At 42.5% G+C, this 17,658-nt stretch carries 17 protein-coding genes and 1 tRNA gene; 3 read left to right on the forward strand and 15 right to left on the reverse strand.

The features are described from left to right. Window positions 1–17 precede the first annotated feature (17 nt). Window positions 18–3,629, reverse strand: a complete 3,612-nt coding sequence (gene rpoB, locus OVN23_RS09175; RefSeq protein WP_267241002.1) for a DNA-directed RNA polymerase subunit beta — start codon at window positions 3,627–3,629, stop codon at window positions 18–20. 414 nt (window positions 3,630–4,043) lie between these two features. On the opposite strand from rpoB, the gene OVN23_RS09180 reads away from it, so the two are divergent. Further along, window positions 4,044–4,114 (forward strand) — tRNA-Cys (locus OVN23_RS09180). Window positions 4,115–4,302: 188 nt separating this feature from the next. Here the strand turns inward: OVN23_RS09180 and OVN23_RS09185 are convergent. The 11 genes from OVN23_RS09185 to OVN23_RS09235 form a co-directional block, all read right to left on the reverse strand. Further along, window positions 4,303–5,634 (reverse strand): hemolysin family protein, encoded by a 1,332-nt coding sequence (locus tag OVN23_RS09185; RefSeq protein ID WP_267241003.1) that lies wholly within the window; start codon window positions 5,632–5,634, stop codon window positions 4,303–4,305. Window positions 5,635–5,788: 154 nt separating this feature from the next. After that, window positions 5,789–6,613 carry a DNA/RNA non-specific endonuclease gene (locus tag OVN23_RS09190; RefSeq protein ID WP_267241004.1) on the reverse strand — a complete coding sequence of 275 codons (825 nt, stop codon included), beginning with the start codon at window positions 6,611–6,613 and terminating at the stop codon, window positions 5,789–5,791. Between the two features lie 38 nt (window positions 6,614–6,651). Beyond that, window positions 6,652–6,840, reverse strand: coding sequence for a DNA-directed RNA polymerase subunit beta (locus OVN23_RS09195; protein WP_025169706.1), 189 nt, complete (start codon window positions 6,838–6,840; stop codon window positions 6,652–6,654). After that, complete coding sequence (gene murA, locus OVN23_RS09200) at window positions 6,833–8,116, reverse strand: UDP-N-acetylglucosamine 1-carboxyvinyltransferase (RefSeq protein ID WP_267241005.1); 1,284 nt, start codon at window positions 8,114–8,116, stop codon at window positions 6,833–6,835. The genes OVN23_RS09195 and murA overlap by 8 nt, the downstream gene beginning before the upstream one ends. 23 nt (window positions 8,117–8,139) lie before the next feature. Beyond that, window positions 8,140–8,370 (reverse strand): DUF1146 family protein, encoded by a 231-nt coding sequence (locus OVN23_RS09205; RefSeq protein WP_080554170.1) that lies wholly within the window; start codon window positions 8,368–8,370, stop codon window positions 8,140–8,142. Window positions 8,371–8,427: 57 nt separating this feature from the next. After that, entirely contained in the window at window positions 8,428–9,465 is a 1,038-nt protein-coding gene (locus OVN23_RS09210; RefSeq protein ID WP_267241006.1) for a SepM family pheromone-processing serine protease, read from the reverse strand. Then, on the reverse strand, window positions 9,449–9,937 hold the full coding sequence (gene coaD / locus OVN23_RS09215) for a pantetheine-phosphate adenylyltransferase (RefSeq protein WP_261060069.1): 489 nt from the start codon (window positions 9,935–9,937) through the stop codon (window positions 9,449–9,451). The genes OVN23_RS09210 and coaD overlap by 17 nt, the downstream gene beginning before the upstream one ends. Further along, window positions 9,927–10,466, reverse strand: coding sequence for a 16S rRNA (guanine(966)-N(2))-methyltransferase RsmD (gene rsmD, locus OVN23_RS09220; RefSeq protein WP_000706954.1), 540 nt, complete (start codon window positions 10,464–10,466; stop codon window positions 9,927–9,929). Before rsmD ends, coaD begins: the two co-directional genes overlap by 11 nt. A gap of 64 nt (window positions 10,467–10,530) precedes the next feature. Continuing rightward, window positions 10,531–11,523, reverse strand: coding sequence for an aspartate--ammonia ligase (gene asnA, locus OVN23_RS09225; RefSeq protein ID WP_000748005.1), 993 nt, complete (start codon window positions 11,521–11,523; stop codon window positions 10,531–10,533). Window positions 11,524–11,633: 110 nt separating this feature from the next. After that, the gene (locus OVN23_RS09230) at window positions 11,634–12,317 is read right to left on the reverse strand and encodes a Bax inhibitor-1 family protein (RefSeq protein ID WP_001016913.1); all 684 of its coding nucleotides are present in this window, start codon (window positions 12,315–12,317) and stop codon (window positions 11,634–11,636) included. A gap of 55 nt (window positions 12,318–12,372) precedes the next feature. Further along, window positions 12,373–13,113 (reverse strand): TrmH family RNA methyltransferase, encoded by a 741-nt coding sequence (locus OVN23_RS09235; RefSeq protein WP_267241007.1) that lies wholly within the window; start codon window positions 13,111–13,113, stop codon window positions 12,373–12,375. Between the two features lie 33 nt (window positions 13,114–13,146). On the opposite strand from OVN23_RS09235, the gene OVN23_RS09240 reads away from it, so the two are divergent. Both OVN23_RS09240 and yidC read left to right on the forward strand, forming a co-directional pair. Continuing rightward, a complete protein-coding gene (locus OVN23_RS09240; protein WP_267241008.1) occupies window positions 13,147–13,425 on the forward strand; it encodes an acylphosphatase in 279 nt (92 codons plus the stop codon). Window positions 13,426–13,502: 77 nt separating this feature from the next. Beyond that, a complete protein-coding gene (yidC, locus tag OVN23_RS09245) occupies window positions 13,503–14,429 on the forward strand; it encodes a membrane protein insertase YidC (RefSeq protein ID WP_267241009.1) in 927 nt (308 codons plus the stop codon). 74 nt (window positions 14,430–14,503) lie between these two features. On the opposite strand, the gene pflA is transcribed toward yidC, so the two are convergent. From pflA to purR, 3 genes are all read right to left on the reverse strand, one after another. Next, on the reverse strand, window positions 14,504–15,298 hold the full coding sequence (gene pflA, locus OVN23_RS09250) for a pyruvate formate-lyase-activating protein (RefSeq protein ID WP_001288289.1): 795 nt from the start codon (window positions 15,296–15,298) through the stop codon (window positions 14,504–14,506). 125 nt (window positions 15,299–15,423) lie between these two features. Beyond that, window positions 15,424–16,674 (reverse strand): diaminopimelate decarboxylase, encoded by a 1,251-nt coding sequence (locus OVN23_RS09255; RefSeq protein ID WP_267241010.1) that lies wholly within the window; start codon window positions 16,672–16,674, stop codon window positions 15,424–15,426. 66 nt (window positions 16,675–16,740) lie between these two features. Next, the gene (purR, locus tag OVN23_RS09260) at window positions 16,741–17,568 is read right to left on the reverse strand and encodes a pur operon repressor (protein WP_004238844.1); all 828 of its coding nucleotides are present in this window, start codon (window positions 17,566–17,568) and stop codon (window positions 16,741–16,743) included. Window positions 17,569–17,658 lie beyond the last annotated feature (90 nt).

Genomic DNA, 17,658 nt, shown 5'->3' on the forward strand with positions numbered 1-17,658 from the left:
TATTCTAAGTGAACTGCTTATTCTTGTTCAGCAGCTTCTTCTGTTGCTTCCGCTTTTGTTGCTTTTTCAGCTTCTTCAGCTTCAAAGGCTGCTTTAGCCTCTTGTGCTGCTTTTTCGCGGGCTTTTTCAAGGTCATCTACGTGGATGACATCTTCGTCCATTCCTTCATCCAAGTCACGAAGTTCCACTTCTTGGTCATCTTCGTCTAGGACACGCATGTCAAGACCAAGAGATTGCAATTCTTTGACAAGAACTCGGAAGGATTCTGGAACACCTGGTTTTGGAATTGGTTTTCCTTTTGTAATGGCTTCATAAGCTTTCAAACGTCCGTTGATATCGTCAGACTTGTAAGTCAAGATTTCTTGAAGGACATTTGAGGCACCGTAGGCTTCAAGAGCCCAAACCTCCATCTCACCGAAACGTTGTCCACCAAACTGAGCTTTACCTCCGAGTGGTTGTTGAGTAACGGTTGAGTAAGGTCCGACTGAACGAGCGTGCAATTTATCATCGACCATGTGGTGGAGTTTGATCATGTACATGACACCAACTGACACACGGTTATCAAACGGTTCACCAGTACGTCCATCGTAAAGGATTGTTTTAGCATCACTATCCATACCTGCTTCTTTAACAGTTGACCAAAGGTCTTCAGAACTTGCTCCGTCAAAGACTGGTGTTGCGATGTGAATACCAAGAGTACGAGCTGCCATACCAAGGTGAAGCTCCATAACCTGACCGATATTCATACGTGATGGCACCCCAAGTGGGTTCAACATGATGTCGACTGGAGTTCCATCTGGAAGATAAGGCATGTCTTCTACAGGAACGATACGAGAGACAACCCCTTTATTTCCGTGACGTCCGGCCATCTTATCTCCGACCTTGATCTTACGTTTTTGAGCGATGTAGACGCGAACCAGCATATTAACACCTGATTGCAATTCATCTCCATTTGCACGTGTAAAGATCTTAACATCACGAACGACACCATCGGCACCGTGTGGTACACGAAGAGAAGTATCACGCACTTCACGAGATTTATCTCCGAAGATAGCGTGCAAGAGACGTTCTTCAGCTGAAAGGTCTTTCTCACCCTTAGGTGTTACTTTACCTACAAGGATATCACCTTCTTTAACCTCAGCACCGATACGGATAATCCCCATCTCGTCAAGGTCTTTAAGGGCATCTTCACCAACGTTTGGAATTTCGCGAGTGATTTCTTCAGGCCCAAGCTTTGTATCGCGCGTTTCTGATTCGTATTCTTCAAGGTGGACAGATGTATAAACATCGTCTTTCACCAAGCGTTCGCTCATGATAACGGCATCCTCGAAGTTGTAACCTTCCCAAGTCATGTAGGCAACGATTGGGTTCTGTCCAAGCGCCATTTCTCCATTTTCCATAGAAGGTCCATCAGCGATGAAATCGCCTTTTTCAACGACATCGCCAACTTTAACAAGCGTGCGTTGGTTGTAAGCAGTACCTGAGTTTGAACGACGGAATTTTTGGATGTGGTAAACGTCCAATGAACCATCTTCACGACGAACTTCTACCTTGTCAGCATCTGCGTAAGTAACTTTACCATCATACTGAGCAATCACAGCAGCTCCTGAATCGTGGGCTGCTTGGTATTCCATACCAGTACCAACGTAAGGTGCTTGAGGATTGATCAATGGCACAGCCTGACGTTGCATGTTGGCTCCCATGAGGGCACGGTTGGAGTCATCGTTTTCCAAGAAAGGAATACATGCTGTCGCAACGGCAACTACCTGTTTTGGTGAAACGTCCATGTAGTCAACAATATTAGCTGGATACTCTTGGTTAACCCCTTGGTGACGTCCCATGACAATCTTCTCAGCAAATGTTCCATCTTCATTCAGACGAGAATTAGCCTGTGCTACAGTAAATTCATCTTCTTCATCGGCTGTCAACCAAACGATTTCGTTGGTAACAACACCTGTTTCACGGTCAACTTTACGGTATGGTGTTTGAACAAAACCATACTTGTTCAAATGTCCGTAAGATGACAAGTTGTTAATCAAACCGATGTTAGGTCCTTCAGGTGTCTCGATTGGACACATACGACCGTAGTGAGTGTAGTGCACGTCACGTACTTCATATCCAGCACGGTCACGTGTCAAACCACCAGGCCCTAAGGCTGACAAACGGCGTTTGTGAGACAACTCAGAAAGTGGGTTGTGTTGGTCCATGAACTGTGACAACTGTGATGAACCAAAGAATTCTTTAACCGCAGCTGTTACAGGACGGATATTGATAATTTGTTGTGGTGTCAAGACTTCATTATCCTGAACAGACATACGTTCACGGACATTACGTTCCATACGAGAAAGTCCAAGGCGTACTTGGTTGGCAAGCAATTCACCAACCGCACGGATACGACGGTTTCCAAGGTGGTCGATATCATCTACACGGCCAAGTCCTTCAGCCAAGTTGAGGAAGTAGCTCATCTCAGCAAGGATATCTGCAGGAGTCACCGTACGAACCTTGTCATCTGGATTAGCATTACCGATGATTGTTACGACACGGTCTGGATCCGTTGGTGCAACAACCTTGAACTTTTGAAGAACAACTGGCTCAGTCACAACCGCTGCATCATTTGGAATGTAGACAATCTTGTTCAAGTCGCCATCCAAATGGCTTTCAATGCTTTCAATCACACTACGAGTCATGATTGTACCAGCTTCTACCAAGATTTCTCCAGTTTCAGGGTCTACCAATGGCTCTGCAATGGTTTGATTAAGCAAACGTGTTTTAACATTGAGTTTTTTATTGATCTTGTAACGACCAACTGCTGCTAAGTCATAGCGACGTGGGTCAAAGAAACGAGCTACAAGTAAGCTACGTGAGCTTTCAGCAGTCTTAGGCTCACCTGGACGAAGGCGTTCGTAAATTTCTTTCAAGGCTTCGTCGGTACGAGAGTCCATTGGGTTCTTGTGGATATCTTTTTCAACAGTGTTGCGAACCAATTCGCTGTCACCAAAGATATCAAAGATTTCATCATCACCTGAGAAACCAAGGGCACGAACCAAGGTTGTAAATGGAATCTTACGAGTACGGTCGATACGAGTGTAGGCGATGTCTTTAGAGTCGCTTTCAAGTTCCAACCAAGCTCCACGGTTAGGGATAACAGTTGAACCGTAGCCCACTTTACCATTTTTATCAACTTTATCGTTAAAGTAAACACCTGGTGAGCGGACCAACTGAGATACGATGATACGTTCACCACCATTGATGATGAAGGTACCCATTTCAGTCATGATTGGGAAATCACCAAAGAAAACTTCTTGGGTTTTGATTTCGCCTGTTTCTTTATTGATCAAGCGGAAGGTTACAAAAATTGGTGCTGAGTAGCTAGCATCGTGGATACGAGCTTCTTCTAGCGTGTATTTTGGTTCCTTGATTTCATATCCAACAAATTCCAACTCCATTGTGTCTGTGAAGTTTGAAATTGGCAATACATCTTCAAACACTTCCTTAAGACCGTGGTCTAGGAAATCTTTGAATGAGTCAGTTTGAATTTCAATCAAATTTGGTAAGTCAAGAACTTCTTTGATTCTTGAAAAACTACGACGGGTACGATGTTTCCCGTATTGAACGTCATGTCCTGCCAAGATGATTCTCCTTTGTAAATAAGTTCCAAGCCTTGTCAATCAGGCTTTTCTAATCGTCATATGGTTGTAAAACCCCTATCACCGTGTCCTCTTGATGAATTTTCAGAATCTTTAAGCCTTTGTTACAAATACTCAAAATACTGAAAAAAAGCACAAAAAGAGCAGCTAAATCTGACTTTTTCAGAAGATTTAACTGCTGTGAGCCTTGTCTGGACAATATTTCAGACAAAACCTACGACAAATGATTATTTATATTATACCCTAATTAGCTAGATTTTTCAAGGGGATTCAGTAGTTTTTTGGTAATTTTTTCCCATAGAAAACTTGGCATCACATTCGAATCACACTATGGTACAAAAAACTGAAAAAACTATTGACTGAGAATGATTTTCAAGGTATAATAATAAACGTTAAGGCGGTATAGCCAAGTGGTAAGGCACGGCTCTGCAAAAGCTTGATCGTCGGTTCAAATCCGTCTACCGCCTTTCAATACCGAATTTATCGGAATTTATCAAGACAAAAAGCCCGTAAAATAGGGCTTTTTTATTTTTATCTCATGATAAAAAAGGATAACTTTAAAAAACTTTTGGGACAAAGTTCTTTCCATGACATAATTCCCTCATGAAATCAACTGAAAAAAGCTTCGTCACGCCTGGTGACAAAAGCCTCTAGTTTACTCTGTTTCTTCTTCTATTTCGACTTCGGTAATTTGAACTTTTACCTTGGTAACACGTCCATTTTTCACTTTATCATTGGTTAAGATAAGCTGTTTGTTTTGGCTGACCAATTCATAGCTGAGTTTCTCAGTCGTTGGAATGGTTCCAATTCCTGTCAAATAATAACCAGCGATGGTATCAACGTCATCACTTTCCAGTTCAACATCAAAGTAATTATTGAAATCATTGAGGGTCATAGTTCCTTGAACAATGTAGGTATCCTCACCAATCTGATGAACATCTATTGCTGCCTTGTCCGTTTCATCATCAATTTCCCCAACAATTTCCTCTAAAAGGTCTTCCAAGGTCACCAAACCAGCCATACCACCGTATTCATCTAGCAAGATTGCCATTTGTCTTTGGGTATTTCGCAATTCTTTTAGCAAGTCATCCACAAAAATAGTTTCAGGTACAAAAAGTGGATCTTGTAAAATTCTCTTCCAAACAATATTATCAAAACCGTCCACAAAACCAGCCTTAAGGAGACTCTTGGTATGAATGATTCCAATCACATTGTCCTTATCCCCATCGTAAACCGGGATACGAGAATAATTTTGTTTTAAAATACTTTGGATAATGGCTTGACTATCATCCTGAATATCCACCATAAAGGCATCCGTTCGAGGAACCATAACCTCTCGCGCCATCAGTTCATCGAGCGAAAAGACACCTTGTAGCATCTCAATCTCATCAGCATCCAATGTTTCTTCACTATTTGTCAGCATATAGGCAATTTCATCACGGGTCATCTTTTCATCCGCATCATCGAATGACATAGGAGTCAAATGGCTCAAGAAATTGGTCGAAGCAGCTAAAAGCCAAACAAAAGGACTGACTAGTTTTCCGATCCCAATGATAACCGGCGCTGTACGAATGGCCAAGGCATCCTTTAGATTAAGAGCGATTCTCTTAGGATATAATTCCCCAAAAACGATGGAAATATAGGTCAAAAATGCCAAGGATAGAAAAGTTGCCACGGCTTGTGCTGTTTCGCCATTCCCAAGCCAAGAGGCAATCACACGTCCTAGAGTATCAGCTAAACTCGCCCCTGATAAGATTGTAATCAGGGTGATTCCCACCTGAATGGTTGATAAAAAGTGGTTAGGATTTTCTAGTACCTTCAGCAGGCGGATGTAGCGTCTGTCTCCTTCTTCCGCCTTTTGTTCAACCCGCGCACGATTAAGAGAAACCATGGCCATTTCTGTGGCTGAGAAAAAGGCATTTAATACCGTCAAGATAAACAATAAAACAAATTGTAGCAACAAATTCTGACTACTTGGGTCTTCCATAGTTCTTCTCCTAAAATAGTATCTTGTCACTTATTATATCACAAAAATTAGCTCAGTACATATTATTTTTTCTCAGTGTCTATTCTAGTTCTACTTAAATTGTCCAAAAAAGAACCCCTACATCCACAAGTGACATAGGAGTTTATCTTATCTTTTACTGAGTTACAGTTACTTCTCCAGTTCGGTAATCCAGTTGAAGTCCCTTTTGAACATTGGGAACTAGAACATTGAATTCCAATTCTCCGTCTGAAGACTTGGCTTCAATCTGTGAAGCTGAGGGAACTAAATCCTCATTCGAAGCGTAGTAAAGGGTTACACGGTAACGGACACGCTTGTTTTGGTCCAAGGCTTTACGCACCTTGCTTTCATAGTAGTTTTGACCAGTCGAATCCTCGGCTTGTGCCTGATTTGCCCAGGCTGTCTGAACAGCAATGTTTTTAGGATTGCTTGTCGAGGCATCAAAACCATCCAAACCACCGATTAAGGCATAGCCTAACAAATGACCTCTATCAACTGCATGGGTATAAGAGCCCTTTAGATTCTTGACCTGATGCCAACCTGGAGGAGTCCAAGAAGTCGAACCATTCCCAGTTTCTTCACGATTCTTGTACTGGCGAGTGGCCTTAGACAAGAGGGCATTAGCTACGGTTGGTACGGTCTCCTTGCCCACTGTCTTTGTTTTATTATCAGCGTAGGGCTTACTTGAAACCTTGGCATTTAGGTTTGTTTTATTACCATTGACGATAAAAGCACCTGATCCGTTCCACTCAAGACTCCCTTTTATTTGGCTTTTGACTGCATCTGTTAAGACGCTTTCTGCCAATGCTTGACCAGGCGCGTCTGGTGATTGACTTTTCTGACTCATTTTTGTCTTAGCAGCCTGATTTCCTAGTTCAGTCTGCTTAATATAATAGCTCCCCGCAGATAAGAGCAATAACACTAGCAAACCAATCAGTGTCTGTCTTGTTTTTTTGTTCATATTTCTCCTCATCTTTAGAAAAAGACTGGTCTCCCAGCCTAATTTCCTGTAAATTTATGAATCAATTCCTGCCATTTTGCTGGAGACAGGATGGCCCATGGATCTTGACCCTTGCCCAAGATTCCATAACCTACCATTAGACCGATTCCTAGGGCTAAAACACCTAAAATCAGTACTATGATGACTAAAAGTAAACGCTTGACTACGTAGCTTGATTTCTTATTCATCTTCATCACTTGCCTCAATCCGCTGAATCTTAGCGCCCAACTGCGCTAACTTCTCATGAAAACGGTAATAACCTCTATCCAAGTGAACCAATTTACCAACTACAGTTTCTCCTTGTGCTACCAAACCTGTCAAAATCAAGGCTGCACTGGCACGAAGGTCAGTAGAAAGAACTTCCGCTCCCTGCAAAGGTTGCCCACCAACAATACGAGCTGTATCACGGATAATCTCCGAGTGCAAGCCCATGCGACGCATTTCTTCTAGATGTTGGAAACGATTTTCGAAGACTGTCTCCACCATAGTTGATTCCCCTTTTGCGACGGTCATCAAGGCTGTAAATTGGGCCTGCATATCTGTTGGAAATCCTGGGTGGGGCAAGGTTTTTACATGAACAGCTTTTAGATTTTCTAGTTGTGAGCGAACGCGAATTCCTTCCGTCTCCTCCGTCACTTCCACTCCCATTTCAAGCAATTTGGCAATCAAGGGACGGTTGTGCTCCCAAACAGCGTCTTTAATCAAGACATCACCACCAGTCATAGCAGCAGCTACCATAAAGGTTCCTGCTTCGATACGGTCTTGGACTACATTGTGAGTCGTACCATGAAGTTTCTCAACACCAGTAATGGTAATAGTCTCTGTACCAGCACCTTTGACCTTGGCTCCCATCTCATTAAGGAGAATGGCTAAGTCAACAATCTCAGGCTCACGCGCAGCATTTTCAATCACTGTGACCCCATCAGCCAGAGTCGCTGCCATCATCAAGTTCTGCGTAGCACCAACACTTGGAAAATCCATATAGATATGGGCACCATGTAAGCGATCAGCCTTGGCTTCGATATAACCAGCTGTCTGACTAATCTTAGCCCCCATAGCTTCTAGACCTTTCAAATGAAGATCAATAGGGCGACTACCAATCGTACAACCACCTGGCATGGATACCTTGGCATGAGCCACACGGGCAAGGATTGGCCCTAATACAACAATGGAGGCGCGCATCTTGCTGACATACTTATAAGGGGCTTCCTCAGTGATGTCGCCAGTAGCATCCACCTCAACAAGATGGGCTTCCTCATCAAAGTCAACCTTGGCATTCAAACCACGAACCACCTGATTCATAATAAAGACATCCGACAAGATCGGTACATTCTGTAAGACTGTCTTTCCTTCACTTGCTAGAATAGTCGCTGCCAACAAGGGCAAGACTGCATTCTTTGCTCCTTCGATGCTTACACTTCCTACCAGACGATTATCGCCACCTTGAACCACAATTTTGTCCATACTCGTTTCCTTTACTCTTGATTTTATAATAATCTTCTAAGCGCTTCTTGCCACAACTGATACAGGCTGATAAAGAAAGAACTCAGGATGTAGCCCATGACAATGCTGAAAAAGGCTACTAGTAAACGAACTTTTCCTGTATTCTCAGTTGTCACTTTTAAAACCTTTTCCCATCTAACAAGATCCTTTAAAAGGTAAAAACTCACATAAATAAAGAGCATGTGACTGCTTAGAGTGAATAATAATTGAACCATTTGACTATTATACCATCTTCTCTGTTTGTGCGCTAGTTTGGAAACTTCCCTTAGAAATTAGGGATTGTTTTTCAAGTAATCAATTGCATCCTGTAGGGTTTTAACTGGCACAATTTTCATATCTGTCTTGATTGTTTTAGCTGCTTCTAGGGCTGTTTGGTAGTTGTTTTTCGCGTCCGGGTGTGCTTTTTGTTCTTCTTCGCTAACAGGATTATCAGGGGCAAAGAAAATAGCGGCACCTTCTCTAGCCGAAGCTACAACTTTCTTATCAATACCACCAATGTCCCCCACATTCCCATCACGGTCAATGGTTCCTGTACCGGCAACAATACGACCATTACGAAGACCTGGGTGAGCTATTTGAGTATAGATAGCTAGACTAAACATGAGACCAGCACTTGGTCCGCCGATACCAGCTGTTGAAAAGCGAATTGGGACATCACTGGTTACTTCTGTACGGTCAATCAAGCCGATTCCAATTCCATTTTTGCCATTTTCCAAGGTGATAATCTTACCTTCTGCGGACTTGGTTTGCCCATCCTCTTCATAGGTGACCTTGACGGAGTCCCCTAGTTTTTGAGAATTGACGTAATCAATCAAGTCTTTGGAACTGTCAAAGGTTTGATCATTGACTGCTGTGACCGTATCGGAGATGTTGAGAATCCCTTTAAAGGTCGAATTATCCGTCACAGTCAAGACATAAACCCCAAGGTATTTAAGTTCAATATCCTTACCAGCTGTTTTTAGCCCTTGATACTTGGCCATATTTTGCGATGTCTGCATGTAGAATTGATTGATCCGCATAAATTCAACATCGGAAGAACCACCTGTGGTCTCCTGGGCACTACGAATATCTGTAAAAGGCGTCAACCAAGCATAAACCATATGAGCTAATGTGGCATGCTGGACACCAACCGTAACAAAGTGATAGGCACCAGCCGCCTGATCTTCTGTGTCATTGATTTTGAGGACTTGGCGAATATCTTCCGAACCACCTGGAACCTCTATATAGTATGGCAAGGGCACTACAAATGCCAAGAAGGTCACAATCAAGGCCGCAATGACATATAAGGGCCATCTAATCTTTTTTTTCATTTCTTATTTCCTCCAAAATACTCTCAGGAACATAGCAAGCAACATCCTGACCAAACTTCAAAAGCTCTCTAACACCGGATGAACTGATATAGAGATGTTCAGGTCGGCTATGTAAATAAATAGTCTCCATATCAGGAGACAGCTGATGGTTGTAGTAATCAAAACTGGCTTCATATTGCAAATCCACCGCATTCCTCAAACCCCGCACCAGGCAAGTAGCTCCCAGTCTTTTTGCGACATCAACCACCAATTCATCATGAGAAGACACAACTTCAACATTTTCCAAATGTTTCACAGCCTTTTCTAACCCCCGTTTACGATTTTCGATAGGGAGAAATCCCTGTTTGTGGGGATTAAAAAAAATACCGACATAGAGCTTATCAAAGAGTTTGCTAGCCCGTTCAATCATATCCAGATGCCCATTTGTCATCGGATCAAATGAGCCTGTGAATAAGCCAATCTTATCTGACATAGACTGTCACCTTACTAATTCCATAAATCTTTTCCTTCCAGATGCCCAGGCAGGCAATTTCTTCTGGAAGTTCAACGGCCTTATCCGTCTCACACACGACCATGACATCTTCAGAAAAAAGCTCCCTCTCAGCCATTTTTTCAATATCTGCTACGATTTGTTCCTTGGCATAAGGAGGGTCTAAGAAAATGAGGTCAAATTCCCCAGATACCTGTTCCAATGCCCTTTCTGCATCCATCTTGAGGAGTTGAAATTTTCCAACTTCCTTGGTCATCTGAATATTTTCAGCCACGATAGCCTGAGCCTTACGGTCTCGCTCCACCAAAACAGCGCTGGACATACCACGCGATACTGCCTCGATAGATAAACCACCACTACCTGCATACAGGTCCAAGACTCGTCCCCCCTCAAAGTAGGGACCAATCATGTTAAAAATGGCTCCCCTAACCTTATCCGAAGTAGGTCTTGTCGTCTTGCCTTCTAGTGTCTTGAGGGGACGTCCCCCATAGATTCCTGATACGATTTTCATACCGTTTATTATACCAAATTATAGGCAAAAAGAGAAAGAAAACCGAACCTTGCGGTTCGATTCTCTACAAAATATTTTCGTAAGTATCGCGAACTTCTTGAGGCCAAACACTTGTTTGCACTTCTCCGATGTGTTTCTTGCGAAGTAGGAACATGGCCATCCGAGATTGTCCAATTCCTCCACCGATTGTCAATGGGAATAGGCCATTCAACAAAGCCTTGTGCCATTCCAATTCTAAACGGTCCTCATCACCAGTGATTTCTACCTGACGGCGAAGGGTTTCTTCATCTACACGAATCCCCATAGAAGACAACTCAAAGGCTCCACCTAAAGACTCATTCCAGACAAGAATATCACCATTTAGACCCTTGTAGCCATTTTCAGACTCACTTGTCCAGTCATCGTAGTCTGGTGCACGTCCATCGTGCGGTTTACCGTCTGGTAATTCACCACCGATACCAATCAAGAAGACAGCGCCAAATTCTTTACAAATAGCATTTTCACGTTCTTTCGGTGTCAAATCTGGGTAGCGTTCTACCAACTCTTCTGTGTGGATAAAGGTGATTTGTTTTGGCAAGATAGACTCGATGTCATAACGGGCTTCAACAGCTAGCTCAGTCAGGCGAATAGCCTTGTAAATCTTCTCAACTGTTTCTTTTAGATAAGCGATATTCCGTTTACCATTTGGGATAACTTTCTCCCAGTCCCACTGGTCAACATAAACAGAGTGGGTCGCATCCAACGAGTCTTCGTCCGGACGAAGGGCCTTCATGTGGACGAAAAGACCTTCACCTTCACCGAAACCAAAACGAGCCAAGGTATGGCGTTTCCATTTTGCAAGCGAATGCACCACTTCATAAGTAGCATCAGGGATTTGGAGAACCTTGACCGATACGGCATTCTCAACACCTGATAAGTTGTCCTGCATCCCGTCGCCGACCCTGCTCAAGATAGGACCTTGAACTTCGACAACTTCTAACTTATCTTTCAAATACTGGGTAAAAGTGTTTTTGACAAAGGAAATTTCTTCTTGTTGATGGATAAAACTTTTCTTCATAAACTACTCCTCAAAAATTAGTTAAAAGCATTATACACCTATTTCCAAGAAAAGAAAAGAGAAAATTTAAAAAAATCAGTGTCACTCAAAACACTGATTTCATAGACCTTTTAGTCATTGCGACCGAAGATACGTAGAATACTTAGGAAAAGATTGATAAAATCAAGATAGATGCTGAGAGCCATTGACACAACCCAACCTGTCGCTACACGACCTTGTGATTGTTCATAAGCAAGGCGAATCTTTTGGTTATCCCAAGCAATCAACCCTGAGAAGACCAAGACCATGGCCACGCTAATCATATAATCAAAGAAACCACTAGCCAAGAAAATATTGACTACCATAGCAATCAGTAAACCAATGAGAGCTGCCATCATCGCTCGACCAATCCCACTCAAGTCTTTCTTGGTGAAGATACCGACTGCCGCCATGACAAAGAAGAGAAGGGCGCTCGATACAAAGGCAGATAAAACTGTACCCGGAGTATAGAAAGCCACCACAAAACTAAGTGTAAAGCCGTTTAAAACGGAGTAAAGTAAAAATACTGGAAGAGCAGCTGGACTATTTCTTGAAGCCATACTACTGGCAACGAAAACCAAGGCCAACTCCGCAAAAGTAGCAATGGTCAACCAGAGACGCCCCTGCATCAAAAAGTAAACTAACTGAGACTGAAAGACCGTCAACATAAGGCCTGATACCAAAGCAGATAGTCCGATTCCCAGACCAACAAAGGCATAAACCTTAGCGTAAAATTGATTGAGACCTGCACGGTCATGTATAATAGTGTGATTCATCCTTTTCTCCTTTTCTATGAACATCTTTCCTTGATTATAACAAAAAAAGTTAAAATTAGCTTAAATGGAAGATTAAAATACCGGCTGCAACCGCAACATTCAAACTCTCCGCCTGCCCCTTCATACTAATGTGAACCAACTGGTCTGCACTTTCAGCCATGAGGGGACTAATTCCTTGACCCTCATTTCCCATAACTAGTACAAAATTTTCTATAGAAGGCAGTTCTCTGTAATCAACAGAATCTTTAGATAGGGTTGTGGCTAGCACTGGGATAGCTACCTTTTTAGCTTTCTCGAGAATCGCTTGGCTCGACATCCGGTAAATAGGCAGATGAAAATGACTGCCTTGCATGGAACGTAGAGTCTTGAGACTGTATATATCTGCCGATTTATCTGAAACAATTACTCCAGTAAAACCTGCTGCATCCGCAGTCCGAATGATCGTTCCCACATTCCCAGGATCTTGCACATCTTCCAAAAACAAGAACTTGCCCTGTCTAAAGTCAGCTTGTCCTACTTCTTCTTTTTGAACCACGGCAACAATTCCTTGTGGAGTCTGAGAATCCGCCAAATCTAGCAAAATATCCTCTGACACCCAGACAGTTTGCGGAAACGAGGCTAACTGATTTCGGTAATTTTCTAGGGCAAAGATTTTCTCAATCGTTACTCCAGCTTGAACAGCTTCTTCAAACAAGTGCCAGCCTTCAATCAAATAAGCAGACTTGCGGTATTTTTTTTGGTGTAATTTCTTGGCATTTTTTACCACAGAATTGGCTTTTGAGGTTATAATAGTCATAGAAATATTATAACACAATCAAAGGGGTTTGGTATGCAAAAGGTTAGAATGATTGCCCAAGGTAGGGTGCAGGGAGTCGGCTTTCGTTGGGGTGTTTACAGCCTGGCACTTGAAATTGGTGGCATCACAGGCCGAGTATGGAATAACGACGATGGCACAGTGGAAATCTTAGCCCAAGCAGACTCATCTGCTATCATGGCAAAATTTATCCAAAAAATCCGCAAAGGACCCACACCTTTTTCAAAAGTCAGCTACTTAGATATCAAACTAAGCAACTTTCCTCCCTACTCTGACTTTAAAATCGCAAATTAGGTCTCTAGAACTATTGTATATTTTGTAAAAAAACAGTAGAATAGAAAGGTATAATTTTTAAAGAAGGAATAAAAACAGTGAAATCTATTAAACGTTTTGCACTCTCAGCTATGGGAGTGGCTATGTTGCTTGTCTTGACTGGCTGTGTCAATGTCGATAAAACCACAGGTCAGCCGACAGGATTTATTTGGAATACCATCGGAGCGCCTATGGCTGAAGCTATCAAGTACTTCGCTACTGATCAAGGTCTAGGCTTTGGTGTCGCTATCATCATCGTAACCATTATCGTGCGCTTGATTATCTTGCCACTTGGTATCTACCAATCATGGAAGGCAACGCTTCACTCTGAAAAGATGAACGCCCTCAAGCACGTCCTTGAGCCACACCAAACGCGTCTCAAGGAAGCGACTACTCAAGAAGAAAAACTCGAAGCCCAACAAGCTCTCTTTGCTGCTCAAAAAGAGCACGGTATCAGCATGTTTGGCGGTGTAGGATGTTTCCCTATCCTCCTTCAAATGCCTTTCTTCTCCGCTATCTACTTTGCTGCCCAACATACTGAAGGGGTTGCTCAAGCAAGCTACCTAGGAATTCCTCTAGGTTCTCCAAGTATGATTTTGGTTGCCTGTGCTGGTGTCCTTTACTATCTTCAATCGCTCCTTTCACTTCACGGAGTAGAAGACGAAACGCAAAGAGAACAAATCAAGAAAATGATTTACATGAGCCCACTCATGATTGTCGTCTTCTCCCTCTTCTCACCAGCTAGTGTCACACTTTACTGGGTTGTCGGTGGTTTCATGATGATTCTCCAACAATTTATCGTCAACTATATCGTTCGTCCAAAACTTCGCAAAAAAGTCCGTGAAGAACTAGCCAAGAACCCACCAAAAGCAAGTTCTTTCTCTACACCAAGTGGACGAAAAGACGTTACCCCCGAACAACCAACTGCTATCACAAGCAAGAAAAAACACAAAAATCGCAACGCTGGAAAACAACGTTCGAGATAAGAAGAAAAAGGCTTAGCTGGTTTGCTAAGTCTTTTTGCAAGTCAAAAGCCCGATGTTTCCATCAGGCTTCTTTTTTATCCATGTACACGTTTCATATAATCTTGATAACTTTCGGTATCCATGAGTTGTTTAGCGTTCTTGACGCGGTCTGCTGTTGGTGGTTTGACTCCTTCAAGTGAGTATGGAATTCCCAATTCACGCCATTTAAACTCACCCATGGTATGATATGGTAGAATTTCAAACTTATCAACATTTTTGAGGGTCTTGACGAACTTACCAAGTTCAATCAAGTCATCATCTCTATCTGTCAAACCTGGAACTAGCACGTGGCGAATCCAGACAGGCTTTCCAATATCTGATAGATACTGGGCACAAGCCAAGATATTTTTATTTGTTTGGCTAGTGACAATTTTGTGCTGTTCTTCGTTGATTTCCTTGATATCCAAGAGAACCAAGTCAGTGACAGCCATGAGTTTGTCAAACTTTTCAAGGTAACGTGGTTTATTACGGAAAGGAAGGGCACAGGTGTCCAAAGTACAGTGGATTCCTTGTTCCTTAGCCTTGGTAAAGAGGGCAATCAAGAAATCAATCTGCAAGAGGGCTTCTCCTCCACTGACTGTAATCCCACCCTTATTTCCCCAGAAACCGCGGTAGCGCAAGGCCTCTGTCAAGACATCATCTACCGTCCGTTCACGTGACTTATTGGACTCCATAGCCCAAGTGTCAGGGTTGTGGCAATACTGGCAACGCATGTGACAGCCCTGCAAAAAGACAATAAAGCGAATACCAGGCCCATCTACTGACCCAAAGCTTTCTGTCGAATGCACCATTCCTGTCACTTGTCCATAATCAATTGTTTCTTCAGACATATCGTTACCTTCCTTGAAAACGTTTTATAGTTTTATTATATCACGACTTGAAGGAAAAACAAGATTTTTGCCTATTTTTTAGAAAGCAATCTGTTTTTCAATTTCATTTTCAATGACTTATCATTTTATTCTTCAAAATCAAAGCCATACAAGGTTGCAAAATAGTCCTCAGGGCGCTCTGCACGGCGGATTTGACGGGCTTTTCCTTCTTCAGTATAAAGGATTTCCGCAGAGCGAAGTTTGGCGTTGTACTGGTAGCTCATTGAAAAACCATGGGCACCTGTATCATGAATGACCAGCAAATCACCGATTTCTGTATGAGGCAGTTCGCGATTCACTGCAAATTTATCATTGTTTTCACAGAGTGAACCAACCACATCTACCACTTCAGCTGGTCCATCTGGATGGGTCACATTAGTAATATGATGGTAGGCTCCGTACATAGCTGGACGCATAAGATTGACTGCTGATGCATCCACACCCAGATAGGTACGGTAGGTTTTCTTCTTATGAGTGACTCTTGTGACCAAAGCACCGTGAGGGGCTAACATAAAACGACCCAATTCGGTATAAATCTTAACCTGACCAAGACCTGCTGGCGTAAGAACCTCTTCATACACCTTACGAACTCCCTCACCAATCAAGGCAATATCGTTCGGCTCCTGGTCAGGACGATAATTGACACCAATACCGCCAGAAAGATTGATAAAGTCTAGCGAAATGCCCAACTTTTCCTTAATTTCAACAGCCAATTCAAAAAGCTGACGCGCCAACTCTGGATAGTAGAGTTGGGTGACGGTATTGGATGCTAGAAAGGAGTGAATCCCAAAAGTCTTGGCTCCTTTTTCCTTCAAGATGACAAAGGCTTCAAAGAGCTGGTCCTTGGTCATGCCAAACTTGGCTTCTCCAGGATTGTCCATAATGTCTGTTCCTAGCTCAAAAACGCCACCAGGATTGTAACGACAAGAGATAATTTCTGGAATGCCTGCTGCTCGCTCCAGATGTTCAATATCTTCAAAGGCATCCAAGTTAATGGTCGCACCCAATTCACGCGCATAGGCATATTCCTTATCTGGCGTATTGTTTGAAGAGAACATAATCTCAGAACCTGGAAAATTCAGTTTATGACTCATCAAAAGCTCCACATAACTAGAGCAGTCCACACCACAACCTTCCTCTTGAAGAATTTTCAAAATAGCTGGGGTTGGAGTAGCCTTAACTGCAAAATATTCCTTAAAGCCCTTGTTCCACGAAAAGGCTTGGTTGACGGCCCTTGCCTTCTCACGAATCCCCTTCTCATCATACAAGTGAAAAGGAGTTGGGAACTCGGCAACAATCTTTTCCAAGTCTTTTTTATTGATAAATGGTGTTTTCATAAGTTTCCTTCTATTCTATTTGCAAAGAAAGGCTGGGACAATCGTTCCAACCTTTAGTTCTATTTCTTATTTATCTTCGTCAAAGATATTACCAACCTCAACATCGATAGCTTGGTTCTTGACATCAATATTGGTTACCTTCAAGAGTGACTTGTAGTCAAACTGCTTTTCGCGTTCTTCTTGGGCATTGTCCGCAAAGACCGCTACACCTGCCAATTCTGAATCAAACTCACGCAAGAGACTGATCATCCCGTTGACAGTTCCTCCGCCTTTCAAGAAGTCATCCACAATCAAGACACGACTGCCTGCCTTGAGACTGCGTTTTGAAAGGAACATTTTCTCAATACGGTCACCACTTGAACCGGATACATAGTTGACGCTGACAGTTGAACCTTCGGTAATTTTCAGGTCACGGCGCACAATAACAAAAGGAACATTGAGGACATTGGCAACTGCATTTGCAAGTGGAACACCCTTGGTCGCTACTGTCATAACCGCATCAATCTTTTGGTCCATAAAGCTCTTGGCAATAATGCGACCAATATTTTTCAAGATGGCTGGTGTACTAAGCAAATCAGACAGGTAGATATAGCCACCTGGCAAGATACGGTCACTTTCTGACAACTTGGCACGTAAGTCCTCAACCATTTCCTTGGCATCATGACTTGAGATTGATGGTGTGAAAATGACACCACCACCAGCACCAGTTACAGTCTGGATGTGGCCGATTTCAATTTCCTCAAAGGCGCGTTTGATAATGACGATATCTTCTGAGATGGATGATTTAGCAGATTCGTACTTTTCAGCAAAAGTATTGAGACTAGTTAGTTTATAAGGATTATTAATCAAATAGTTGGAAATGACAACCATCCGATCACTTCTTCTTAATTTCATTTCTATTTCCTATTCCATTTTTATTCAAAAAATCAAAAAGCAAACTAGAAAGCTGGTCGCTGACGATTCAAAACACTGTTTTGAGGTTAT

Origin of the sequence: Streptococcus sp. Marseille-Q6488, from assembly GCF_946902925.1 — a bacterium.
GTDB lineage: Bacteria > Bacillota > Bacilli > Lactobacillales > Streptococcaceae > Streptococcus.